This window comes from Aeromonas sp. PS2Canimalfood6 (assembly GCF_048276795.1).
Classification (GTDB): domain Bacteria; phylum Pseudomonadota; class Gammaproteobacteria; order Enterobacterales; family Aeromonadaceae; genus Aeromonas; species Aeromonas caviae.
The window spans coordinates 136,250-157,535 of record NZ_JBLUXC010000002.1 but is presented as its reverse complement, the minus strand read 5'-3'; the positions used below and the strand labels follow the sequence as shown (position 1 = coordinate 157,535).

Genomic DNA, 21,286 nt, shown 5'->3' with positions numbered 1-21,286 from the left:
TGTTGGCCACCATTGAAGGAACTGACGGGTGGGAGAGCCCCGCTCAGGTTGTCACTCAATGGCACCTGCATGTAGCACGCGAATACGAAAAAGCCCAACTGAATAAATCAGTTGGGCTATATAGATGGCGGAGGAGGTGCCCGCCGTAATTAAGTCCAATCAACTCCACACCAATCCAGCAAGCCATTTACTATCAGTATATTAGAAACAAACACAGTCCAATCCATCCCAATCACATATTACCACTGCGCATGCTTGGTGGCATACTGAGTGGCATATTCAATTCTCAAGGAGGTTACCTGATGGCAATCCTCACCGATACCAAAGCCCGCAACATCAAGCCTGAAGATAAGCCCCTTGCTCATGGTGGCGTCACCGGGTTGACGCTACACCCCTCTACCATCAAGGGCAGAGGAAAGTGGGTGTTCCGCTATGTCAGCCCACTGACGAAGAAACGACGTAACGCTGGCCTCGGGACTTACCCCGAGATCTCTATCGCTGACGCTGCTCGAGACGCCCAGGCAATGCGGGAACAGCTGGCGAATAATCTGGACCCACTAGAGATCCGGCTGCAGGAGCAGAACAAGCCGAAGATCCCGACGTTGGAAGCATCCGCCAGACTCGTCTACGAAAGCTTGTTTATAACTCGGTACGAACCCTGGCGGCACGGCTCAAGTACTTCGAGGCGGTGAGTGGCGGCCTGACCCGCTATCTGCCGCTGACCTTGCGGTTGCGGGCCAAGAGCACCACCCAGTCTTACCGCACCCCGGTCTACTACGTGGATTTGACGCTGCGTGACGAGCTGACCCTGACCGAGGCGGTCGGTCAGGCACGGCAGGAGGCGATGCTGGACGATGAGGCAGGGCTGGCGATAAGCGAGATGGAAACCGTGGCGCGAGCGCTATTGCGTAATGGTCAGTTCGAGGACGTGGATGAAGAAGTGCCAATGCTACTGGAAGAGTTTTACCCCCAGGTGGAGGAAGGGGAGCATTTGACTACCGAACCAGCACCGCAAACAGTGGCCCAGCCACGGGGAACGCGAGCACGGGCATCCCCGTTAACCAACAAGCTAGGCAAGGGCGCCACACCGGCACCCAGTACACCCTGACTCAGGATTTGGCCAAGCGCTCGACCAGCCGCTCAAACGTCTCCAGCAGCAATGCCCGGTCATCGCTGTCCAGCCGGGCGAGTTTCTGCCCCAAGACGATACCCTGCTCGGTTGGGCGCGGGCTGGTTTCGCGCAAGAAATCGGCCAGCTCGCAGCCAAACAACTGAGCCAGTTCAGCCAGCCGGGCAATGGTCGGCACCACGATGCCGCGCTCCATCCGAGAGACGGCTTCCATCCCGATATTAAGGTGCTCTGCCACCTGATCCTGGGTCAATCCCGCCTGCTGGCGCTGCCGCCCGATCGCCTTGCCCACGCTTTTAGCCAACAGCTCACCTGGGCCTGGGATTCCCGTACCCTGACCTTACACAAATAGAATCGTCACTTTTCCACACTGATAACAGGGCACCCACGAGGTGCCCTGCTGCGTTTTTATGTCTGACCACAAGGAGTTATCTTCATGTCTCGATTCACCCCAGGCGATCATCTGGTGACCGCTCGCCTCGGTTATACCCACCACGGCCTCTATGTCGGGGGCGACCTCGTTATCCACTACCAGGGGCCTAATCACGGCCTACCCGGTGAGATAGTGATGACGTCTCTGGATGCGTTTTCCGATGGTAAGCCGGTCTGGTGCAAATTTTGCCCTGTTAGGCGGTATGACCGAACGGAGAGCCTCGAACGTGCCCGCACACGGCTGGGCGAACACCGTTACGATGTGTTGTTCAGTAACTGTGAACACTTCGTGATGTGGTGCATCCACGGTATCCACCACTCGACACAGGTTAGCCAGGTAGCAACGGCAGTGGCGAAAGCGGCCCTTCGTACTCCACAGGCCACCATCATTCCCCCAGCCATGACCGTGTTGAGCCGCGAGCGCACAACGTCTGATTGCATAACGCTCGCCACCTCTGCTATCACCCTGACCACCCTCGTGACATCGCCAAGCTGGGTCCCCCTGGCAACTGGCGCATTAGCCGTTTACGCAGTCAGCCGCCTCTGGTCCTGGCTCACCGACTGAGCCACTGCCTTACCCTCGCACAACAAGGAGCACTACCCATGACGATTCCCTTTCACCGGGACGGCTTTGCCCTGCCCGTTTGTCAGGCTCTACTGACCCTGCTCAGCCAAGAAGCCGAACGTACCGATCTCGATCTGGGGCGCTGCACCCAGCTGACCTTCAACTTCCGTAACCCCGGTTACAGCGCTGAACAGGGTGGCGTCCACCCGGTCGAGATCCGCTTGGTACGTGGTCTTGACGACTGGCTGGTCGATTACGTCACCGATTTCAGTTACCAGGGACTGGGCCAGGATGCCGAGCTCTGCAAGGAGCTTGATTTCAACTTCCTCGACGGGGAACACACCATGTTGGGCTGGGGGCCGCTACGGCTGGCTGAAGCCCGGGAGTTGTTCGATATCTGGCAGAGCAACTTCATTGCCTACTGCCGGTTGGAGTGTTTCACCGTTTCGGTCACTGGAGATTAGGAGGTTGCAATGAGCCAAGAATTAGCGCTTTCGCACTACTCACGCCAGTGGCTGGGACAGATCACTATCAAAGCAAAATTAAGGCCCACACAAAGTGGCAAACGCTGGTTGCTGCATCTGACACCTGGTAGCCCACATGCCCGCACCGTCACCTTACAAGTGCGTTGGTCTGGGGTTCAGTGGCAACTGCTCACCATCAGCAATGCTGACGACTGGCGCACCATGAGCCAACCGGTGGATGAGATCTGCGTTGATCCCAAGCGCAGGTGTTTCTGGCATTGCCAGGCAGGGCCGGTCCCGTTCACCGAGCAGCCCAGGGTACTGGCCAGCTTTCTGGCTGACCTGCAACGCATTTGTATTCATCGCGGTTTTACCGTGGAGAGTGACCCCTTACCCCATCAGGAAGGTGCCGATGACCAGAACACTGCTCGCCCTTGAGCTGGAGGGGGTTCACGACAACGGGGGGCAGACCCAGGTGGTGCTGGACTACGGTCTACGGGTCGATGGCTACGCCCTCTATCTGCGCTATCAGACCGAACGGGGTGACGCACTGGCCGAATGGCTGTGCGATCACCCGGAACGGGAGTGGCTTTATGGCATCGGCAACCTGCTGGCCACCAGTTACCAGATCCCGTTGCACGACCTGACACAGCAAAGGCTGCGCTCTGCCAATCACTGACCCACTCATCGCAATCACCACCCCCCTTATCGCAAAACACACCCCACCGGCCAGTGGGGCGAACGCTTTTGGAGAATGAATCATGTTGCATCACAAACTCAGTGCTGGGGAGCAACCCGGCACTTATCGGGTGACCGACTTAGTCACCGACGACGACTTGCTCACCATCGCCCAGGCACTGGCCCGCCAGAAGCTCGCCAAAGGCGTGGCCCTCACCGACAAGCATCTGGCCCACCACGCGCTACAAGGGCTGCTGCAAACGCGGGATCGCGAAGTGTTCGCCGCACTGTTCCTCGATAACCAGCACCGGATCCTGGCCTACGAGGAGCTGTTTCTCGGCACCCTCTCCGCTGCGACCGTCTACCCCCGCGACGTGGTCAAGCGGGCGCTGCACCACAATGCCGCCGCGCTGATGCTGGTCCACAACCATCCCTCAGGTTACCCAGAACCCAGCCGTGCAGATATCGAGATCACTCAGCGACTGCAAAGCGCCCTAGCGCTGGTCGATATCCGCACGCTGGATCATCTGGTGGTGGGGGCGGAGGGCGTGGTGTCACTGGCAGAGCGTGGACATTTGTAACAGTTGCGCCGATCAGGCCGTCCTTTTCGGGAGTAATGAGCATGGTCTGCGATGACCTGTGCAAGGACCCACCCTCATTTGGAGTAAAAACATGAGCACGATAGGCAGTTGGGGATTACACACCCAGGTTCAGCCCCGTTTTGGCGCACGAGCCATTGTCGAACGAAGCGGAGTCTCCCTGCTCTGGGATCGCAGCGGCGTCTATGGCGAGGCCGACGAGCAGTGGCTCACCGACATCGACACCGTTTTACCGGGGTTTATTGAGCGTCTTAGCAAACTATTTCAACAAGGGGAACTGCTGAGCGACCAAGATAAATTGGTAACATTGAGGCAAGGGGAATGGGTCTGCCTGGCCAATCCAAGGGCCAGCTATGGCTACCTCTATCTGGATGTCTACCGGCAAGAAAGCGGCAATGTTCCAGCCACAGAGGCATAAAGTCGACACAAAGGGTGAGCCACAGACTCACCCTTTGCCCAAAACTTCTTTTTTTGGCTCTCTACTGAACCCCTAATGCCTTGTAAACGGCATCAATCAGATCAAACTGACCGTTACCTGATTTTGCCGGTGCTAGCCTTCCTTGGTAGACTTTGCCACCCATTCATCGAACACAAAGCCTCTAATGAAGCTGCTCAACACTTACGACGACAAAGACGAAGCCGAAATTGCATTAACCAAGATCACGGGTGAAAAACGCTTGGCCAGTGAACGTGATAGCACAGTTGTGATCTATAACCTGTTCGGCCAGCCCACTTGGGGTAACTTTCATCGGCTCGGCATGTTCGATTTGCCTGAGCTGCAGAGCATGTTAGAACAACGAAAAGCAGGGCAGCCAATTGATACCGCCCGCCATCGTGAAATTCTCTCCATGCTGCGTTATGCCGCCAGATCTTTCGAGCTCACCATCCCCGAGCATTGGTTATAAAAAGGCCGGTTTCCCGGCCTTTTGTTTTTTTACTCTTCAAATTCAGCATTGCCAAACTTGAGCATACTGCAATTCTCTTTGATGGCTCGCTGCAAGTTGGCATCAAACCCTTTCCCTGAACGGGCGTTAATCTCAATTGAGATCTCCACATCCACTCCCAATTGGCTGGTGAAGTTTTGCACAACCTCATCCATCAGCGTGGCAAAATCCATCTTGGCCTTGATGGGGTCAATCCTGACCGAGCCATAGAACCGAGTTTTCTCGGCGATTGGAGGCGTAGGCAATGGACACAAGCCGTCTCCACCAGCTCCTTTTTCCCCATCAGTCCCTGTTGTTTTTTTGGTGTCGTTATCGCCGTCTTTTATAGAGGGCTTATCGATTTCCTTTTGTTCTTCTGTCTTACTTTTCTCTTTGTCCAGCTTGTCTCGATAACGTAGGGCTGCCTCGCGGTTTATCAGCAGGCTGTGCTCATCGATAAACACGGTGGCCGCTTTGCCAAAAGCAAAGCCCTCAAAACGATCTTCACGCTGGCTAGAGGCAAAGGCGAAATAGTCAGAGCCCTGGATAGCAGCTTCGATGCAGTGGCGCAATACCGAATCATTGACCAAGCGCGGCATATAAAGATACTGGCAAGCATCCTGCCACACCTTCAATGCGCTAACCGATTCAGCGCCTTTGCTGAAATAGTACTTATCCAACAAGTTGCGCAAATGAACGGGTGACCACTCTTTGATCAGCCACTCCTCTTCAACCAATCGGTTCTCGATCTCCTGGATCAATTTGGGCGCGCCTGAAGCGATCTGGGCTACCTCCCACTCCAGCATTTGGCCGGGTTCCTGCAACGGGGCCAGCAACCACTTGTAGGTATCACGGATCAAGCTATCAAACTGCTTTTTCGCACCATCACTGTTGGCTTTAGCCTGGGTCAGATGAGCCAGATCCTGATTGAGCACGCCGTTTTCAATATCGATGACAATGGAGTGCCAAGCCAGATAGGTTCTGCCCTGATCTTTCAAGCGACTCAGGCTGTCATAATCCGCAGCCAAAAAGAGCAGGCGGTTTTGCTTCACCCGAGGTTGCTCACCACGCTTGAGCAAGATGGCTTCTGCTGCTTTGAAAGCCTGATTGGTGCTACTGCTGCGGCTGTATGCCGACAACCCCTGAGGCTCCAGCACCACTAACCGTGGTCCACTGCCATATTCATCCGGCACATCGCCAGCAGGGGTAAAGACATGGATGCCAGCAAAGCCGTGCTGAGCACCAAAGCAGCCCGTCACCGACTTTTTCAACAGGGGGAGCAAATCCTCACGTTCGCTGACATTGCTCTTACGCGTTTCCATCTCCCGCCGCAGGTTTGGCTTGGTATCGAGCCACAGCCGCTCTTTATCGCCATAGAGATAGGTCAGGCGGTCTCGCAAGCGGGTCAACACATCCTTGAACGTGCCAACCGTTTGACCGGGAGAGCAGGCTCCGAGCAAGATCCGCTCCACTTCCAAACCACGGTGCATCTGATCACTGGAACTCGGCGCACTGCCCAAAAACAGCGTGCGCATCACTCGGCGGGCAGCATGATATTGCCCAAAACGGGTGTCATTTTTATCAAGATCGGCGGCTTCCGAGCGAACACCATCCACCTCTTTTTCGATGACCGGCTCCCACCCTTGCGGCAGATAATGGATGCTCTTGCCGCGCACATTGCTGTCATCAAGGGGCAGCGAACCCGGCATGATCAACGCATCGCGATTATCCGCTACCCACAAACGGTGGATCACGATGGCCATATACTGCAACACACCACGGGTACGCTGGAATTTGTCCAGGGTTGACCAGTCCTCATAAAGACGGTCGAAGACTTCCGGGTGGATGGGATATGACTTGCACAACCGATCGTAGTAATGGCCTGACTGCGTTTCGTTCGGAAAATCCGGTGCATGTTGGCGATAGAAATCTGCGTATTGTTGCGCAATGCCTTGCACCTGAGCTGGATCACCGGCTGATTCAAACAGGCGGCGGCGCACAATTTCAAACGCCTCTTCGGTTGCAACCGGCTTCCAGACCGATTCAACACGAGCAAAATACTTCTCAAGGGAATCAAGCGCCTTCTGCCCCATCGTGCCGCCGACTTCCAGTGCGGATTCTGGCAAAGAGGCCAACAGCATGGCGTTGGGTACAGCCTTCATCGCCTCGGTCAACGCCTGAATAAAGGTGATATTGGAGTCAAAGGTCCCGGCATTAAACTGCTTGCCCACCTCCAACTGGCGCAAGAACGCCACCAGCTCATCCATCAAGACGACGCAAGGAGCAGCCTTGGTCAGTAACGCAACCAGCAACTCCTTACCCGGTGAAGTACCATCCCGATCACTGTCAGCAACCAGCTCATAACCCTCGTCGCCCAACAGTTGCCAAGCCAACTCACCCCACAGGGTATTGGCCCGCACTGCACCATGCTGGCGCGGCTGACTCACCGACAAGTTGATGCCATCGATCACCGCGACTCTCGCGAGCGGCAATTGATCGATCCCGGCCGCATCCAGGATCGGCGGGATGCCCTGCAAACGATCCGTGGTCACGTTGCGTGATGCCAGATGATAAACGGCCAACATGGTGTGGGTCTTACCACCACCAAATGCCGTTTGGAGCTGAATAACCGGATCGCCTCCCTTGCCAGCCAACCGCTCGGCAACGGAGCCTAACAGCAGCCGCATCCCTTCGGTGATAAAGGTACGCGCAAAGAACTGCTCGGCATCTTGATACTCCAGCGGGGCCTTGCCGTTAGCCACCTGGGTAATATCTGCGGCAAACTCGGACTGTTTAAACGTGCCTTCCAGCACATCACGATGGGGGCGCGCAATCTCGCGCCAGGGTTTCAGACTCATTGTTAAGCCTCGTGCAATAAACGTTGAAGCCCTGTAATCAGAGCCTTAAAACTTGTTGAGCGATGGGCCTCATCCAGACGAAGGTAAGGCGCGATGCTTCTGGAGCCGCTCAACTTCTGATATGTGTTTTTTGTGATTTTTTTCAGTTCTTCAGCCGCGTTGACTAAGCGATCAGGATCACGAAATTTCTGGTTTCCTTGTAACTTGGCTAACCCTGCCAAATTCAATCCTTGTTCAACTGCTACTAGATCACCCAGATAAAAACTTTCCAGTTCACGACAGGCGATTCGGATCAAGGCGTTCGGTCGACCTGCCTGTTCGCACAAAGTGAATAATTGTGCTTTGATATCCACGCAATTACCCGAGTCTTGATCGCGCATCACAACAAACAGTGCATCCCCCTGCCAACCTCGCAAACGCATCACCAGTCTCTTATGGAGATCCTGTTTTCCTTCAAAAACGACAAAGCGAAACTGAATATCAGGAAATAAACGAGGGATCACTCCCTCCAGCATGGCCCTAGCGGATGGCTCCTCCAAGCAAAAAACCACTGTCGTCATTGAGGGTCTACTCCCTCAAAGAAGCCATGTTTCCACAGATAACCTAATTGATCGCCTTCAGCCATATAGGCAGCCACCTGCTTATTATCTCTGGCTCTGACAATCTCGGTTGCCCCTTGTTTTTTTACCAGCCAATAAACAGAGTCCAGCTCGACTGCATTAAGAAAATCAGGGGAATGGGTAGAGACGAACACCTGGCCACCGCGCTGGGCATAGGCGCTGAACTCTTCGGCCAGTTCCCACAACAACCCCGGATAAAGTTGATTTTCAGGCTCTTCAACACACAGCAGAGGATGGGGAACTGGATCATAAAGCAGCACCAGATAGGCAAACATCTTGATCGTGCCATCCGACACATACCGCGCCAGAAAAGGGTCCTCAAAGGCACCATCTTGGAAGCGTAATAGCACACGCCCCTCTTCTGTCGTTTTAGCATCGACCTTGGTAATGCCAGGAACTCTATGTGTCAGCTTGTCCAGAATGGCGGAAAAAACCTCCGGGTATCGGCTATGTAAATGCTGCGTCACCAGAGAAAGGTTATCCCCTTCACGAGAGAGGTGTTCAGCATAACCAGCCTCTTGTTCAGGACGAGCCCGATTGATATGGAAATCAGAGATATGCCAATTTTCGATCAGGGTACCGAGCGTGACGACAGCCGGGAACTGGGCAAATTGTGCCAACCCTTTAATCGCCAAAATGTCCGGCGACTTCAATCGCTGCTCCTCTCTCACCAACTGATTAACATCTTTGACTTTCTCGATTTCGTTGGTGACAGCCATACCCGCACCGCGAGAAAAATCCAGAAAATGCCATGGCTGTCCACCGCTACCGCGTCGGTACTTCAAAATTTCGCGCTCGACTATCGGGCGGCCGTTGTCTTCACCAATCTCAAGAAAATAGGTCACCAGCGGGGCTGTATCATGCTCACGAAATTTCAGCTCAATCTCGATATTGCCTTCTGCCCCGCGGCTTTTTACCTCCTGAAAGCCCCGACTTCCCCCGGCTTTCACCAAGGCAGTATGCAAATTGCTCGACAAGGCTTCACGCAGAAAATCAAATACCCCAAACAGGGTTGATTTTCCGGTTCCGTTTGCCCCCACCAACACACAAAACTTGGGGATCCCCTCCATCTGTGTGTTACGGAAACTTTTGAAGTTCTTTAAGGTGATCGACTCAATATGCATACGGCTGTCCTGTGTTCATGTTGTTGGCGAAAGCCAATCAGAAATCAAATCCTTGTTGGTCGCCAACCTGACCGCTTTCGACCATCGCGCCTTGCATCGCCTCCCACGCCATGACCAACTCGTTATAGGCGCGGGCATCGCTGGCCCAGCCTTTACGCTCGCAGAGGGTGTAAAGGCGATAGGCCAAGGAGCGGATGGCGTCGCTCTTGCTTGACATCAATGCCAGCATGGCCCCGGCGGCGCTGGCGCCTTGGCTATTTAACAGGCGAATCAGTTGATGCAACCCCTCCCACACCGGGGTGCGGCTGTCGCGCTCAGGCGTCCAGTCGCTCGGCAGTTCTGCCCATTTGAGCAGACGCAGGTCCCCTTGTCCGGCCTCAACGACCCCGGCCTCGACCAGGCCCGCGACGCTGGTGCCCTTGGCGCGGGCCAACACATCGGCCTCACCAAACTTGCCCACCCGCCAATCTTGCTGCTCAAACCAGTGCAAACAGAATTGGGTATCGGCGTCGAAGTCATCTTCGGCAAGGAAGCGGTTGATGAGTTGCAGTGCAGTTTTGACGCTCATCTTGCTGCCGTCGGCTTCCAGCACGGCGGCATATTTGCTGAAGATCCCCATACCGGGACCGATAATAGCTTGTGATAAATCCACCGGCGCGACGGCTGACTGGTTGTTGCCATGTGCATCGATGCCACCCTGCGTCATCTCATCCAAGGCATCGGGCAGCACGGCGTTAAGCTCACGAATAAACTGACGGCGGCTAATGGTGTCGGCGCTGGCCAAGCGCTTATTGCACACCAGTACCACGCTGGAAGCCAGCGCGTTAGTGCCAGAACCAATCATGCGATTTCCCATCTCGGTACGCATCGGCCAGGTGCCGCTAATCGCAAAGCCGGCATCGATCACCGCCTGCAAGAAGGTTTCCCAACCAGCGCTGGAGGTGCCGTCCGCCTTGGTTTCGGACTGCTTAAAGGCGTAGTAGATGGTGACCGGGAAGGCGGGGTGAGCCTGCTCGGCCATCTGGTGGATCGCCTTACCCATACCGTCCAAGAAGAAGGCTTCGGCCCCCTCTTTGCCACCGTGGCGATAGGGCGTGGCTACCAACTCCTCAGCCTTAGGTACCGCCATGGTGGCATAGAGATTCGGGAAGATCGGCCGTAACGATTTACGTAGCCAGACATAGAAAAAGTCCGACAAATCGGCGTAGCCGATATTGTCGTAATAGGGGGGGTCCGATGAAATTACCTTATTGCGACTAACAGTCTGTGTTTGAGCATCAGACTGGCTTACATTACCTCGTCCAGATGCTGGCAAATATTCACTTAATACTCGGATACCTTGATCCAGTGCATTTTCGTAGCTACCAGCCGACCCACCGATGAAGTTTGCTTCTGCAAAATCCCAGGTCATGGGAATAGCTTGTCTGCCAAAGGTATTTCTCAAGCTATCCCTAGTTGAGTCCCAGCCACAAATTGATGAGCCCCTGTCACTCATTTTATTGATACCAAAGCTAAGATACACCCCCACAGCCTGCGCATAAGCCGTTGCACCGGTGCCACCAGCATCCAACCCAACACCATCATCGGCCATCCCAGCAGAGAGGGCATCTTCGCGGCAACGCGCTATGGCTTCGCCAACCAACTCGGAAAACGTGGTTAACGCGACTAATTGGCGAGGGGTGAAAAGTTGGTCAAAGCGAGTCATCCCATATTCAACTACATTAGTCCTACCTGGCCAATGGGATATTTCAGGCGAAACGAACTGGGGAATATCCGCTGAGTCAGCAATCTGTTCCTGATCTGAACTTGGAGACAGATAGACTCTGCCACTCTTTCCTTCCGCAACGATCGCCATAAGTCGTCGACTAAATCTTCCGGCCTTAGCCTCAGCTCTTAGATATTTGAATTCCATTGGCGATTTGCTTATCAAACAAACCCCACCTTTACGACTAACCGTCCCATCTTTTAGTTCAGGTGAACCCTTGCCTTGTTTAACAACAAAACGGTACCCATCCCCTTCCACCACCGGCTCAACATAGGCCTCTTTACCGGCCTTGGAGGAGAGAATAAAGGTGGAGGCCAGCGGCACATCCACATGGGAGAACGCAGGGCTCGGGCTTTTTACTGTTCGAGCCCAGAGCCAAGCGATCACTGTCAGCTCTTCACCCAGATAGGGGGCCAAGTCGGGCCGCTCGGTCACCATCGCCTCGGTGATGACGACCTTGGGGTAGAGATAGCCGATACGCTTTAGCGCCTCTTCACGCATCCAGCCGCCGTAGCGGCGCACATCTTCCGCCAGCCCCTTGGCACCGGACCAATCCTCGAAAGCATCCTTGGTGGCTTTTTTCTTGCTTAGCTTATCACTGGCAGGCAGAGGCCCGACCGGCTCGCGTCCGGCAAATTTGGGCGGGATCTCGATCATCGCCTTATTGATGGTGACCGCCACCGGGTTGAGATCGGAGGCGTAGGATTCCAGCCCCAGCCGCTGCGCTTCCAGCGGCAGCGCACCACCGCCAGCAAAGGGGTCGTGAAAACCGGGCAATTTTTCGGGGTTAAACAGCTCGGCTGCTTGCGGGTGATCTTTGTTCAAATCGCAGATCTCGCGCCAGCTCTCCCAGATCGCGGCGCGGGCTTGGTTTAACACAGCCTCGTTATTGGTGTTTTCCCACTTCACCAGCTCGCGCAGGATATTAAACAGCTTTTCGCGCTTCTTGGCGGCTTCCTGCTTGTTGACCCCGTACTTAAACCCCGCCCCCTGCTGATAACCGGGATCGTTGACCATCTGGGCAAAGATTACCGCCCGCGCGGCCGCCAAGGGGCGACGCGCCCACCACAGATGCAATGTAGAAGGGTGACCATGACGAATGGATTTCTCGCGCGCCGCAGCAGCGTTGATATCATCCAGCGGCAAGGCCACTTCGATCAGTTTTTTGGGGGATTTGATGGGGGTCATGTTGATTTTTTGCCTGTTTAAGCGTTTTGCAGGGTATGTTTTATAGCTGTCGCAAATGGCAAATGCGCAGTAGCTGCGATTTCATCGGCCAGATATGCAGCAGCTAACAGAGGGTCATCGGCGGCCAGCTCAGCTATCTCTTCTGCTGTTTGCAGGTAGCCGGTTGCAGCAGCCTGGCGCTGCCAGCGCAGGGAGCCATCAGTTAAATTGAATAAGCGCAGCGTCTCGCTAGCACGCTCTTGGTCAGAGTCACTCAAGTCGGTGTGGACACTGATCGAGCCATCACTGTGAAATCGCAAGAACTGGTCTGGATCATCCTGATCCGGTTTGATCAATACAGCTGGCGGATAAACACCTTGTTTGTCCTTGTATGTGCCGCAGGTATTGGGGTTCCCGCAGGAACCCAACAGGTTTTGCCAAACAAAGGTTTGTGTTGGATCACGCCCCTTTTGACGGAAATGTTCGATATGGCGTTTGCCATCGCGGCTAATGTCGGCTTCACAATATGCGCAACGCTCACCTTGCATGGCAATCAGTTCGAGCCAGATCTCTTGCTTATCGACCGGGGTCACATTCTTCCAGTTGTCACGCCCATGCTGAAAACTACTTAAACATGCCGGGGCGACTCCTCGATTCAGCTTATGCATCGAAACTAGGCCCCTTCACAGGTTGGAGCACTGGCGGTAACCGTTTCTTGATCGTTTGCAGACGAATAAGGCGCTCACACTCCAGCATAAGCGGGTGAGTAGCACCAAAATGCGCTAACAACTGTTCACGCAATCGACCTGCATCTGGATGATTACTGAGCTGATCCATTTCTATCATCTGCTTGTAACGCGACAGGGCTTGCGCTTCTGACACATTGGGCACCGGATCAATACCCATAATTGTGGCCAGCACGTCTGCACTGGCTACGCCCTTGGTCTGCCACTGTGGGGTAATGACTGCTGTTCTCGTGACGCCATCTTGCTCACTCTGGCGTAAAAGACGAATGCAGTTGTTATCGATGGTCGTCAATACCTGCGGGCTATGAGTAGTGACAATAAATTGGATCTTGGGAAACGCCTGCTGCAACGAGGCCAATACTGTTTGCTGCCACGCTGGGTGAAGGAACATGTCCACTTCATCGATCAGTACGATGCCTTGGGTTTTGTGCGCCGCATCCACACCTAAGTGAGGGTTGAGCTTGATACAGCGAAAGGCGATATCCGACACCATGGCCACCATATTACGCAGGCCATCACTGAGCAGGGAAAGCGGCATATAGCCCAGTTCGGGATGCTCCATCACCAGTTGCTGCCCCATGCTGGAGCGGTATTGCAGATCCCGCCAACCGGTCAGCGAGGTCGTGAGGGTATTGATGGCGCGCTGCACGACTTCAATGGCAGCCGCGAAGTTGGCCAGCGCACTCTGGTCCTGCTTCTTAAGTCGATTCTCCAGCTGATCGATTTGCAGCTCGCGATAACTGCGAAATACCCAGCCATACCAGGTTTCAAACTGCTTATAGCTAGAGGTTGCCGTTAGGCAGTTCTGGTAGCCCCAAAGGCGGGAAAACACGCTGGTATCGAGCTTTTGATCTTTCGCTTCAGAGGCATAGCGCCCCTGATACCAGAGACGCCCAGTCCCTAAATAGACCACCAAGGGCAAATCGATAGCCTCTGGATCGGTTTGCTGCCCTTTATAGATTACTGACTGGTAACTCTTGGCGCTCTTAGTCAGTAGCTGTGTCGACTGATCCCCTTTGCTTTGGGTTCGTGACTTGACCTGATCGCGGCTCTGTTGCCACTGGAACGGAGAGGGCTTGTTATCCTTGACGGAGATGACTTGGATGATACCGCTGGCCTGTGCTGCGATCTGGCTGGGCAATATCGGTTCCATCTCTTGTTCACGGCGCTCAAGACGCACGTCTTCAATCTGAATAGTGGCCGACTTGCCGGTTTGGCTACCCAGATCAAAGCCTTTGACAAATGGCCACAGCGCAATGCGTACCGCATCGAGGATCGTAGTCTTGCCCGCACCATTGGGGGCGATCAAGACTGTCATCTGCGGATGAAAGGTCACATCCAGCAGCTCAAAACAGCGGAAATTTTTTAAGGTAATTTGTTCAATTTTCATAAGCTACCTTCGGCATCGGTGGCACGCGCCAGCAAATCCGCTAAGTCGTAATTAATGCTCGCCACCCCCATATCCGGCTCTTTGGTAAAGGGCTGGCGAATATAGAAGGGACCTTCGGCGTTGTCACCCTCTACCAGCACAATGGCCAGCAGGAATTTGTCGGCCTGGTTGAGGGCATAGAGGATCTCGTTGCGACTGACGGTGATGGTGGTCTGTCCCTTGCTGCGCCCTTTGACTTCGATATGGCGATCTTGTTGCAGCGAACCATCGGCATTCAACTGCGGGCGAGCGGTGATATCCCAGCCACATTTATCCGCCGATACGTCGATCACCATGTGGCCGAGGGCTTGCTCGGCCTGCGTCACAGCCTGCATTGCAATCTTCTCGATATGGGCCCGGCTGGCGGCATCTGGGCTAAAGATTGCTTCGCCTTTGCGTTTGGCCAGTAAACCTTGTGGGATCACTAAGGCACTGCCAATCACCACCGGGGTGCTAGAGACCACCTGCTTGAGTGCGGTGAGCTCTGCCGTGCGCTGTTGCAGACGTGCGGTCAATTCATCGACTCGGCGACGAGCGTTTTCGGGCTGCATTTTGGGTTGCTTGCCCGCTTTGACGTCATCGCTCAATTTCAAGAAGCGATCCTGCCAGTAGTTGATCTCTTTGATCAGTCGCTCATGCACAGCCGTGAGGGTTTTATCGGCTTGCAGTTCACGGCGCGTTTTCACTTCCGCAAAGTGTTCTGGCACCAGCTTTTCAGAGGCCAGTTGCAGCGCCAGCGGTTCGAGTGGCTGAGATAACCAGGGTGAGTGCAGGATATCCTGCACCAGTGCCAGATCAGCATCCGCTATCGGTTGCAGGTCTAAATGGGGGGCCCAACCGGCATAGCTGGCCCGACAGGCAGTATCGATGGCGACAAACTGCAACCGCCGTGAGGCGACACTCTTGGCTTGTTCGCTGGTTTCGCGGATTGAGTGCTCCAGCATCATGATGAGGCGAGGTTCGTCCCCTTCATCGGCCGGGTCCACCAGCACAGCCCCCTGCTTGAGCTTGGTGCGATGGGCTTGCAAGGTGAGATCGAGCAGCGAGTGCATCAGTGGATGTACGGGATGAAGCAGTTCGGCCAGCACCTTGCCGGTGGGCCTGATCAGCTGCTTTTCAAAACAGACGCGTTCATAACGGGACAACACAGGGGTGCGGCTTTCGCCGATGCTGCGATCCCGTTCGCGGATCACCGCTGGGACATGCTTTATTTCATAGCGGCCCTGTTCACGCTCCCTCAGTTCGCCGTTTAATCCGGCAAAGGCTTCTTGGAAAAACGCCCGAATAAAGAACGGCTGCAAGCGACGGGCTTCTGCTTTTTCCATCTGCTCTTTGATGGCGTAAAGCCCCTCTAAGCCCATATGGGATTCAACCAGTGCGTTGCGGCGCATGATCTCTTTGAGATGGTCGCTATCGAGTGCCCCTTCAATGACCTGATCCATCTTGGCGCGCACTGCGGGATCTTCACCATAGCGAATGGCGTCGATCAGCAAGTCTTTCAGAGAGACGTTATCAAAGGCTTCACCAAGGATGTCGAACACCTTACCACCCAAGGCTTTTTTTTCTATTTCCAGCTTATCAAACAGCTTTTGGAACACTTCCCCTTCACGGGTTTCATTGGCCACGATATTCCACAGGTGGCATACCTCTTTTTGGCCGATCCGGTGAATACGGCCAAAGCGCTGTTCGAGGCGGTTCGGGTTCCAGGGCAGGTCGTAGTTGACCATCAGGTTGGCGTTTTGCAGGTTGACGCCTTCCCCGGCCGCATCGGTCGCAATCAACACCAAGACGGTGGGATCACTGCGGAACTCGCTCTGGATCTTGCGGCGCTCATCCCGATTGGTGCCGCCGTAGATGACCCTGACTGCTTTGGGCTGACCCAGCAGATCACTGACACGTTGGCGTAGGTAATTCAGAGTGTCTTTATGCTCGGTGAAGATAATCAGTTTGCGACGACTGCCGTCGCGGTTCTTCATCTCGGGGGAGTCTTGCAGCAGTGATGAAAGCTGTTCCCACTTTTTGTCATTGCCAGACTGCACCAGCGTCAGCGCCTGCTGCTCAAGGTCTTTGAGTGAGTGGATCTCGGCGTCCAGCTCAATGATGGTTTCTGCTGCGGTGGCCTGATCTGCCACCTGTTCGGCATAGAGTTCGTACTCTTCGGCACTGAGATCTTCATCCAGCTCATCCCAGTTATCAGGCAGATCGATCTGTTTGGTGATGGTGTAAGTGCCGAGTGTTTCAGCAACACCCGCTTGTTTAGCCTTCTGGCCACGGGCTAGCAGCTTCATCTCAGCAAGTTTGTCTTGCAGTCGATTACGTCGGCGCTTCAGCGATTGATAGATTGCCTCCGGGCTGGAAGCCAAACGCCGTTGTAGCTGGGTTAATGCAAAACCCACTGTGGTTTTTTTCTTGTTATCGAGCTTGTCGGCCCGATTCATCTCTTCCCTGACGTACGTCGTTACCTGCTCATAAAGGCTGGCTTCAAGGGGGGAGAGATCATAGTTGGCCGTGTAGGCGCGGCGCTCAGGAAACAGGGGAGTGCCGTCGAAGGTGAGCAGCTCTTCTTTAACCATCCTGCGCATCATGTCGGTGATATCGACCTTGTGGGCGCCTTCGCGGAACTTGCCATAGAAGCGGTCGCTGTCGAGCAGTGACATCCAGACTTGGAAGTCTTCCTCTTTGCCATTGTGTGGGGTTGCTGTCATCAGCAGGAAGTGGCGGCAAATAGACCCCAGCAGCTCACCAAGGACGAAGCGCTTGGTTTTGTTGATTTTGCTGCCAAAGTAGTTGGCTGAGAGTTTATGCGCTTCATCGACGATGATTAGATCCCAGTCGGTATTGCGCAGCTTCTCTTGCAGCTCTTCGCTACGAGAGAGTTGGTCCAGTCGGCAGATCAGGCGATCGGTTTCAGAAAAATAGTTACCGGTCGCGCACTGCTCTTGTTTTTCTTTGCTAAAGATCTCAAATTGCAGACCAAATTTTTCAAACAGTTCGTCCTGCCACTGTTCAGTCAACGAGCCCGGCGAGACCACCATGACCCGTCGAGCATCTGCACGAAGCAGCAGTTCAGAGATGAACAAACCCGCCATGATGGTTTTGCCCGCACCTGGGTCATCGGCCAGAACATAACGCAATGGCTGCTTGGGTAGCATGTATTCGTAAACTGCTGAAATCTGGTGCGGTAGTGGGTCAACGTTCGCCATGTTGACCGCCATCATGGGGTCAAACAGTGCAGCCTGCGAGATCCGGTAGGCTTCCAAACCAAGTTTAAAATCTGCCCCTTTTGCATCAAATGACCAAGGACGGCCTACTGTGGCCAGATCCAATGCTATCTCATCGGTTCGGAACAACATTCGCTCAGCTAGATTGCCACTGCTGTCTTTGTAATAGACTGTCAGCGCATGTTCACCAATAGGTTCAACTGTCACAACTCGCACCACTTGCCCTTCGACAATGCCGCGAACCTGAGCATCCTTTTTGATTTCTTCGAGCTTGAGCATATTGTTCCTATCGATGGTCTGGCAGATAACGGGCTGGGGTAGGCAATGTCAGATCTTGGCTGGATCGAGCCCTGCCGCTTTCAAACGTGCAGTGAGGTTACGCATCTTGCTAAATTCGGTGCCAAGACTCTCTTTGAGTTCCACTTTTTCGCAAAACTCTTTAGCCGTCACGTGCTTGAGTTCGTCGGCATACTTGAGCATTTGCAGGTGCATTTCGACCATGTATTGCTTGCGAGGTGCAGCTAACAAGGCACTTTTGATCTGCTGGTAGATCTCTTCCTCAGTCACTCAGGGACTCCAAATCGGCAGGGCACAGCTAATTTAGCTAAATTAGCTTGCAGCCCCCTAAATGGCAAGACTGAAAAGTCTCAAATGTGACTTTCAACTCATACAACAGAACGCATTTACAGTGCATTCTCAGGCAAGATGCCCCATCACTCTCCTTCGAGAACCGCAGGCGGCGCACTCTGACCATCACACCTGACTTGCCCCAGGGAGTTGGTGCGACAGATGGTGCCATCGGAGGCGCGCAGGTTGCCGAGGCTATCCTTGCGCCAGGTGACCGTATCGCCGGTACCCGGATTGCTAACGCGCACATTGCCCAGGCTGTCTTTGCGATAGGTGGCGCCTTCGCTGCTGCGGACATTGCCGAGGGAATCTTTACGCCAAGTGGTGCCACTTTGCGAGTCTCTGACGTTACCGAGACTGTCTTTGCGCAGGGTGCCGCTCTTGCCATCGTCACACTGGTAGCGGGTATTGCCGAGGCTGTCTTTACGATAGGTGCAGTCAGCGGCCCCAGCACTCTGGGCCACCAGCAGCAACAATAAGACCGCACTGAACACAGTGCTAGATAAGAGTGACATTTCATGTCCTTGGGGCGGATTTTCAAGTTGGCTCAGTATATGTCGTCTGTATACTCATGCCGATACTGGTTACATTAACATGTCGCATTTTGGAGCACATATGCCCCCTAAGGCTCTCACTTGGGATCAGACCCTGCGCTTTCGACTACTTGAGATCGTGCTGCTATGGGAAGGCCGTCTTACCACCAATCACCTCTGCACCGCCTTCAACATAGGACAGCATCCGCTGCTCTACCCGCTGGTGCTGGCAAACCGGGACGAGTTGGTAGCCAAGGGCTGCATCTTCAAGCTCCGAAGCCCGGATTTGCGTGAGAGTTAAGGGACTTAGAGTGTTCCCAGAATAAAAACATGACTACAGGAAGGCTAGCCCCGTTTGTACCTACTTACTTGCTCAAGAAAGTAGCTGCCCAGTTCACCCTTATGCTGGCTTGCTTCGCTTTCTGCGCTGGCCAAGTGACCGTTGCGCTCCTTCCATACGGCATATGCGGCAGCCTTCTCGACCTCGACCCGTTCTTGCTGCTCTTTCGGTAGGGCACACAGATTGTGACCCATACTGACCTCTTTGTTATTTATTGGTGCCATGGTACGCCATCAGTGATATGCGGGACTTGCGCTGGTTCAAAGGTGGTGCGCTATAATACCTGTATATAAATACAGGTGTTGTTGCCATGAAGCTGTTAACCCCAGACCCATCACCCGCCGAGGTGACCATCCCGCTGTTCTTGCATCGCGCCTCTTGTGGCTTTCCCAGCCCAGCCAGCGACTATCTGGAAGGGAAGTTGGACCTCAACACCCACTGCGTGTCGCACCCTGCAGCAACCTTCTATCTGCGTGCCGAGGGGGAAAGCATGACCGGGGTCGGCATCTTTCCCGGTGACTTGCTGGTGGTCGATAAGAGCCTCACCCCACGCCATGGTGATGTGGTAATTGCACTGCTTGACGGCGGCTTCACGGTAAAGACCTTGCAGCTCAAGCCTAGGCTGCGGCTGTTGCCAGCCAATCCGGCGTTCGCGCCTATCGACCCTTGTATGAGTCTCTCCCTGGAGTTGTTCGGAGTGGTCACCCATGTGATTGGCAATCTGAGGCAGCGTGATGGCTATAGCGCTCGTTGATGTAAACAACTTCTACGCCAGCTGTGAGCGGTTGTTTCGCCCTGAGCTGCGTGGCCGCCCGATCGTGGTGCTCTCCAACAACGATGGATGCGTGGTGTCGCGCAGCCCCGAAGCCAAGGCGATGGGTATCAAGATGGCCGGGCCCTACTTCAAGATCCGCGAGCAGTTCGAGGCGCATGGCGGTGTGGCATTCAGCTCCAACTACGCGCTCTATGGAGACATGTCTGGCAGGGTGATGAGCACGTTGGAGACCATGGCCCCCGAGCTGGAGGTCTACTCTATCGATGAAGCATTCCTGTCACTGTCGGAGTCGTTTGCCGGGGACCTCATAGCCTATGGGCAACAGATCCGGCAGCGAGTGTGGCAGTGGACCGGCCTAACGGTAGGGGTTGGGATCGGCCCCACCAAGACCCTTGCTAAGCTGGCCAACTATGCAGCCAAAAAATGGCCTGCCACAGGCGGCGTCGTGGATTTGCGTGACGAGCTGCGCCGCGCACGGCTGATGGCTATCACCCCGGTGGACGAGGTGTGGGGCATAGGACGGCGCTTGGGAGCCAAGTTGGTGGCACAAGGCATCAACACCGTTGCTGACCTGGTGGCTAGCGACGCCAAAGGGTTACGCGCCCAATACGGCGTGGTGGTCGAGCGAATCGTACAGGAGCTGCGTGGCCTGCCTTGCGCAGAGCTGACCGTTGAACCGGCGGCGAAGCAGCAGATCCTCTCGAGCCGTTCCTTTGGTGAGCGCGTGACTGACCGTGGAGAAATGGCCCAAGCGTTGTCAGGCTTTATGGCTCGCGCAGCCGAGAAGTTGCGGGCCGAGGGGATGTGTTGCCAACGGGTGCACCTGTTCGTGCGAACCAGCCCCTTTGACGAACGAGCTCCTTACTACAGTGAGCAGGCTGGCGTCCGACTGGTCTGCCCTAGCGATGATACCCGGTTGCTGCTGCAGCAAGTGAACGTGCTGCTACCGCAGATTTGGCGCGACGGTTACCGCTATCAGAAGGGGGGCGTCATGCTGAGTGAGTTCACCCCCAAGGGGCAACAACAGGCAGATCTGTTTGCCCCGTCCTCCGCTCAATCGGACGCGCTGATGGCAGTGATGGACCAGATCAAAGCCAAGGGATTGGGGCGAGTAGGCTTTGCCAGCCAAGGTACGGGGTCGCCTGAGTGGATGATGCGACAAGAGCTCCTGAGCCCCTGTTACACCACCCGCTGGGAGGACCTGCCGGTGGCCAGGTAAGTGGATACAGTAATGTGCCTACCGTTTGCTAGATGTGGTACCCCACGTGGTACCCCAATACGAGGTTTTAGG

The 21,286-nt window shown here is 54.8% G+C and carries 23 protein-coding genes; 12 read left to right on the top strand and 11 right to left on the bottom strand.

Going from position 1 to position 21,286, the window contains the following annotated elements; translation table 11 throughout:
- Nucleotides 1-302: 302 nt before the first annotated feature.
- Both ACNPAA_RS01755 and ACNPAA_RS01750 read left to right on the top strand, forming a co-directional pair.
- Nucleotides 303-692 carry an Arm DNA-binding domain-containing protein gene (locus ACNPAA_RS01755; RefSeq protein ID WP_270835560.1) on the top strand — a complete coding sequence of 130 codons (390 nt, stop codon included), beginning with the start codon at nucleotides 303-305 and terminating at the stop codon, nucleotides 690-692.
- Nucleotides 689-1,108 carry a hypothetical protein gene (locus ACNPAA_RS01750; RefSeq protein WP_270835561.1) on the top strand — a complete coding sequence of 140 codons (420 nt, stop codon included), beginning with the start codon at nucleotides 689-691 and terminating at the stop codon, nucleotides 1,106-1,108. Before ACNPAA_RS01755 ends, ACNPAA_RS01750 begins: the two co-directional genes overlap by 4 nt.
- Nucleotide 1,109: 1 nt before the next feature.
- Here the strand turns inward: ACNPAA_RS01750 and ACNPAA_RS01745 are convergent, their stop codons facing one another.
- The gene (locus tag ACNPAA_RS01745; protein ID WP_043170874.1) at nucleotides 1,110-1,454 is read right to left on the bottom strand and encodes a helix-turn-helix domain-containing protein; all 345 of its coding nucleotides are present in this window, start codon (nucleotides 1,452-1,454) and stop codon (nucleotides 1,110-1,112) included.
- A gap of 111 nt (nucleotides 1,455-1,565) precedes the next feature.
- Here ACNPAA_RS01745 and ACNPAA_RS01740 point away from each other — a divergent pair, with 111 nt between their 5' ends.
- The 7 genes from ACNPAA_RS01740 to ACNPAA_RS01710 all read left to right on the top strand — a co-directional run bounded on the left by ACNPAA_RS01740 (nucleotide 1,566) and on the right by ACNPAA_RS01710 (nucleotide 4,772).
- Entirely contained in the window at nucleotides 1,566-2,126 is a 561-nt protein-coding gene (locus ACNPAA_RS01740; RefSeq protein WP_111896687.1) for a lecithin retinol acyltransferase family protein, read from the top strand.
- Nucleotides 2,127-2,164: 38 nt separating this feature from the next.
- A complete protein-coding gene (locus tag ACNPAA_RS01735; RefSeq protein WP_201871418.1) occupies nucleotides 2,165-2,590 on the top strand; it encodes a DUF2787 domain-containing protein in 426 nt (141 codons plus the stop codon).
- A gap of 9 nt (nucleotides 2,591-2,599) precedes the next feature.
- Nucleotides 2,600-3,028: a hypothetical protein gene (locus ACNPAA_RS01730; RefSeq protein ID WP_129146649.1), complete on the top strand. Its 429-nt coding sequence runs from the start codon at nucleotides 2,600-2,602 to the stop codon at nucleotides 3,026-3,028.
- A complete protein-coding gene (locus ACNPAA_RS01725; RefSeq protein WP_041211638.1) occupies nucleotides 3,003-3,269 on the top strand; it encodes a hypothetical protein in 267 nt (88 codons plus the stop codon). The genes ACNPAA_RS01730 and ACNPAA_RS01725 overlap by 26 nt, the downstream gene beginning before the upstream one ends.
- 82 nt (nucleotides 3,270-3,351) lie before the next feature.
- Nucleotides 3,352-3,849: a RadC family protein gene (gene radC, locus ACNPAA_RS01720; protein ID WP_041212667.1), complete on the top strand. Its 498-nt coding sequence runs from the start codon at nucleotides 3,352-3,354 to the stop codon at nucleotides 3,847-3,849.
- A 91-nt stretch (nucleotides 3,850-3,940) separates the two neighbouring features.
- Nucleotides 3,941-4,285 carry a type IV toxin-antitoxin system YeeU family antitoxin gene (locus ACNPAA_RS01715; protein WP_103858984.1) on the top strand — a complete coding sequence of 115 codons (345 nt, stop codon included), beginning with the start codon at nucleotides 3,941-3,943 and terminating at the stop codon, nucleotides 4,283-4,285.
- 184 nt (nucleotides 4,286-4,469) lie between these two features.
- A complete protein-coding gene (locus ACNPAA_RS01710) occupies nucleotides 4,470-4,772 on the top strand; it encodes a hypothetical protein (RefSeq protein ID WP_103858985.1) in 303 nt (100 codons plus the stop codon).
- A gap of 29 nt (nucleotides 4,773-4,801) precedes the next feature.
- Here the strand turns inward: ACNPAA_RS01710 and ACNPAA_RS01705 are convergent, their stop codons facing one another.
- The 9 genes from ACNPAA_RS01705 to ACNPAA_RS01665 form a co-directional block, all read right to left on the bottom strand.
- Entirely contained in the window at nucleotides 4,802-7,648 is a 2,847-nt protein-coding gene (locus ACNPAA_RS01705; protein WP_417891537.1) for an ATP-binding protein, read from the bottom strand.
- 2 nt (nucleotides 7,649-7,650) lie between these two features.
- The gene (locus tag ACNPAA_RS01700) at nucleotides 7,651-8,208 is read right to left on the bottom strand and encodes a DUF4276 family protein (protein ID WP_244812703.1); all 558 of its coding nucleotides are present in this window, start codon (nucleotides 8,206-8,208) and stop codon (nucleotides 7,651-7,653) included.
- Nucleotides 8,205-9,392, bottom strand: coding sequence for an AAA family ATPase (locus ACNPAA_RS01695; protein ID WP_216991886.1), 1,188 nt, complete (start codon nucleotides 9,390-9,392; stop codon nucleotides 8,205-8,207). Before ACNPAA_RS01695 ends, ACNPAA_RS01700 begins: the two co-directional genes overlap by 4 nt.
- A 37-nt stretch (nucleotides 9,393-9,429) precedes the next feature.
- Nucleotides 9,430-12,345 carry a DUF1156 domain-containing protein gene (locus ACNPAA_RS01690; protein WP_417891536.1) on the bottom strand — a complete coding sequence of 972 codons (2,916 nt, stop codon included), beginning with the start codon at nucleotides 12,343-12,345 and terminating at the stop codon, nucleotides 9,430-9,432.
- Between the two features lie 17 nt (nucleotides 12,346-12,362).
- Nucleotides 12,363-12,992, bottom strand: coding sequence for a retron Ec78 anti-phage system effector HNH endonuclease PtuB (ptuB, locus tag ACNPAA_RS01685; protein WP_417891535.1), 630 nt, complete (start codon nucleotides 12,990-12,992; stop codon nucleotides 12,363-12,365).
- Nucleotides 12,985-14,460 carry an AAA family ATPase gene (locus tag ACNPAA_RS01680; protein ID WP_417891534.1) on the bottom strand — a complete coding sequence of 492 codons (1,476 nt, stop codon included), beginning with the start codon at nucleotides 14,458-14,460 and terminating at the stop codon, nucleotides 12,985-12,987. The genes ptuB and ACNPAA_RS01680 overlap by 8 nt, the downstream gene beginning before the upstream one ends.
- On the bottom strand, nucleotides 14,457-17,999 hold the full coding sequence (locus tag ACNPAA_RS01675; protein WP_319898681.1) for a helicase-related protein: 3,543 nt from the start codon (nucleotides 17,997-17,999) through the stop codon (nucleotides 14,457-14,459). The genes ACNPAA_RS01680 and ACNPAA_RS01675 overlap by 4 nt, the downstream gene beginning before the upstream one ends.
- Nucleotides 18,000-18,047: 48 nt before the next feature.
- Nucleotides 18,048-18,287, bottom strand: a complete 240-nt coding sequence (locus tag ACNPAA_RS01670; RefSeq protein WP_103858993.1) for a transcription factor — start codon at nucleotides 18,285-18,287, stop codon at nucleotides 18,048-18,050.
- Between the two features lie 146 nt (nucleotides 18,288-18,433).
- Nucleotides 18,434-18,862 carry a hypothetical protein gene (locus ACNPAA_RS01665; RefSeq protein ID WP_103858994.1) on the bottom strand — a complete coding sequence of 143 codons (429 nt, stop codon included), beginning with the start codon at nucleotides 18,860-18,862 and terminating at the stop codon, nucleotides 18,434-18,436.
- Nucleotides 18,863-18,962: 100 nt separating this feature from the next.
- Here ACNPAA_RS01665 and ACNPAA_RS01660 point away from each other — a divergent pair, with 100 nt between their 5' ends.
- Complete coding sequence (locus ACNPAA_RS01660) at nucleotides 18,963-19,181, top strand: hypothetical protein (RefSeq protein WP_234924878.1); 219 nt, start codon at nucleotides 18,963-18,965, stop codon at nucleotides 19,179-19,181.
- Nucleotides 19,182-19,225: 44 nt separating this feature from the next.
- Here ACNPAA_RS01660 and ACNPAA_RS01655 read toward each other — a convergent pair whose 3' ends face one another.
- Nucleotides 19,226-19,414 carry a DUF3283 family protein gene (locus ACNPAA_RS01655; RefSeq protein WP_103858995.1) on the bottom strand — a complete coding sequence of 63 codons (189 nt, stop codon included), beginning with the start codon at nucleotides 19,412-19,414 and terminating at the stop codon, nucleotides 19,226-19,228.
- A gap of 116 nt (nucleotides 19,415-19,530) precedes the next feature.
- Here ACNPAA_RS01655 and umuD point away from each other — a divergent pair, with 116 nt between their 5' ends.
- Together umuD and umuC are read left to right on the top strand one after the other, a co-directional pair.
- Complete coding sequence (gene umuD / locus ACNPAA_RS01650; RefSeq protein WP_024941056.1) at nucleotides 19,531-19,974, top strand: translesion error-prone DNA polymerase V autoproteolytic subunit; 444 nt, start codon at nucleotides 19,531-19,533, stop codon at nucleotides 19,972-19,974.
- Nucleotides 19,955-21,214, top strand: a complete 1,260-nt coding sequence (gene umuC, locus ACNPAA_RS01645; RefSeq protein ID WP_052815106.1) for a translesion error-prone DNA polymerase V subunit UmuC — start codon at nucleotides 19,955-19,957, stop codon at nucleotides 21,212-21,214. The genes umuD and umuC overlap by 20 nt, the downstream gene beginning before the upstream one ends.
- Nucleotides 21,215-21,286 lie beyond the last annotated feature (72 nt).

What these genes read in the sequence shown, in the direction of transcription:
- ACNPAA_RS01755 (WP_270835560.1), top strand. Translation starts at nt 303, where the DNA reads ATGGCAATCCTCACCGATACCAAAGCCCGCAACATCAAGCCTGAAGAT.
- ACNPAA_RS01740 (WP_111896687.1), top strand. Translation starts at nt 1,566, where the DNA reads ATGTCTCGATTCACCCCAGGCGATCATCTGGTGACCGCTCGCCTCGGT.
- ACNPAA_RS01735 (WP_201871418.1), top strand. Translation starts at nt 2,165, where the DNA reads ATGACGATTCCCTTTCACCGGGACGGCTTTGCCCTGCCCGTTTGTCAG.
- ACNPAA_RS01730 (WP_129146649.1), top strand. Translation starts at nt 2,600, where the DNA reads ATGAGCCAAGAATTAGCGCTTTCGCACTACTCACGCCAGTGGCTGGGA.
- ACNPAA_RS01725 (WP_041211638.1), top strand. Translation starts at nt 3,003, where the DNA reads ATGACCAGAACACTGCTCGCCCTTGAGCTGGAGGGGGTTCACGACAAC.
- radC (WP_041212667.1), top strand. Translation starts at nt 3,352, where the DNA reads ATGTTGCATCACAAACTCAGTGCTGGGGAGCAACCCGGCACTTATCGG.
- ACNPAA_RS01715 (WP_103858984.1), top strand. Translation starts at nt 3,941, where the DNA reads ATGAGCACGATAGGCAGTTGGGGATTACACACCCAGGTTCAGCCCCGT.
- ACNPAA_RS01710 (WP_103858985.1), top strand. Translation starts at nt 4,470, where the DNA reads ATGAAGCTGCTCAACACTTACGACGACAAAGACGAAGCCGAAATTGCA.
- ACNPAA_RS01705 (WP_417891537.1), bottom strand. Translation starts at nt 7,648, where the DNA reads ATGAGTCTGAAACCCTGGCGCGAGATTGCGCGCCCCCATCGTGATGTG.
- ACNPAA_RS01700 (WP_244812703.1), bottom strand. Translation starts at nt 8,208, where the DNA reads ATGACGACAGTGGTTTTTTGCTTGGAGGAGCCATCCGCTAGGGCCATG.
- ACNPAA_RS01695 (WP_216991886.1), bottom strand. Translation starts at nt 9,392, where the DNA reads ATGCATATTGAGTCGATCACCTTAAAGAACTTCAAAAGTTTCCGTAAC.
- ACNPAA_RS01690 (WP_417891536.1), bottom strand. Translation starts at nt 12,345, where the DNA reads ATGACCCCCATCAAATCCCCCAAAAAACTGATCGAAGTGGCCTTGCCG.
- ptuB (WP_417891535.1), bottom strand. Translation starts at nt 12,992, where the DNA reads ATGCATAAGCTGAATCGAGGAGTCGCCCCGGCATGTTTAAGTAGTTTT.
- ACNPAA_RS01680 (WP_417891534.1), bottom strand. Translation starts at nt 14,460, where the DNA reads ATGAAAATTGAACAAATTACCTTAAAAAATTTCCGCTGTTTTGAGCTG.
- ACNPAA_RS01675 (WP_319898681.1), bottom strand. Translation starts at nt 17,999, where the DNA reads ATGCTCAAGCTCGAAGAAATCAAAAAGGATGCTCAGGTTCGCGGCATT.
- ACNPAA_RS01665 (WP_103858994.1), bottom strand. Translation starts at nt 18,862, where the DNA reads ATGTCACTCTTATCTAGCACTGTGTTCAGTGCGGTCTTATTGTTGCTG.
- ACNPAA_RS01660 (WP_234924878.1), top strand. Translation starts at nt 18,963, where the DNA reads ATGCCCCCTAAGGCTCTCACTTGGGATCAGACCCTGCGCTTTCGACTA.
- ACNPAA_RS01655 (WP_103858995.1), bottom strand. Translation starts at nt 19,414, where the DNA reads ATGGGTCACAATCTGTGTGCCCTACCGAAAGAGCAGCAAGAACGGGTC.
- umuD (WP_024941056.1), top strand. Translation starts at nt 19,531, where the DNA reads ATGAAGCTGTTAACCCCAGACCCATCACCCGCCGAGGTGACCATCCCG.
- umuC (WP_052815106.1), top strand. Translation starts at nt 19,955, where the DNA reads ATGGCTATAGCGCTCGTTGATGTAAACAACTTCTACGCCAGCTGTGAG.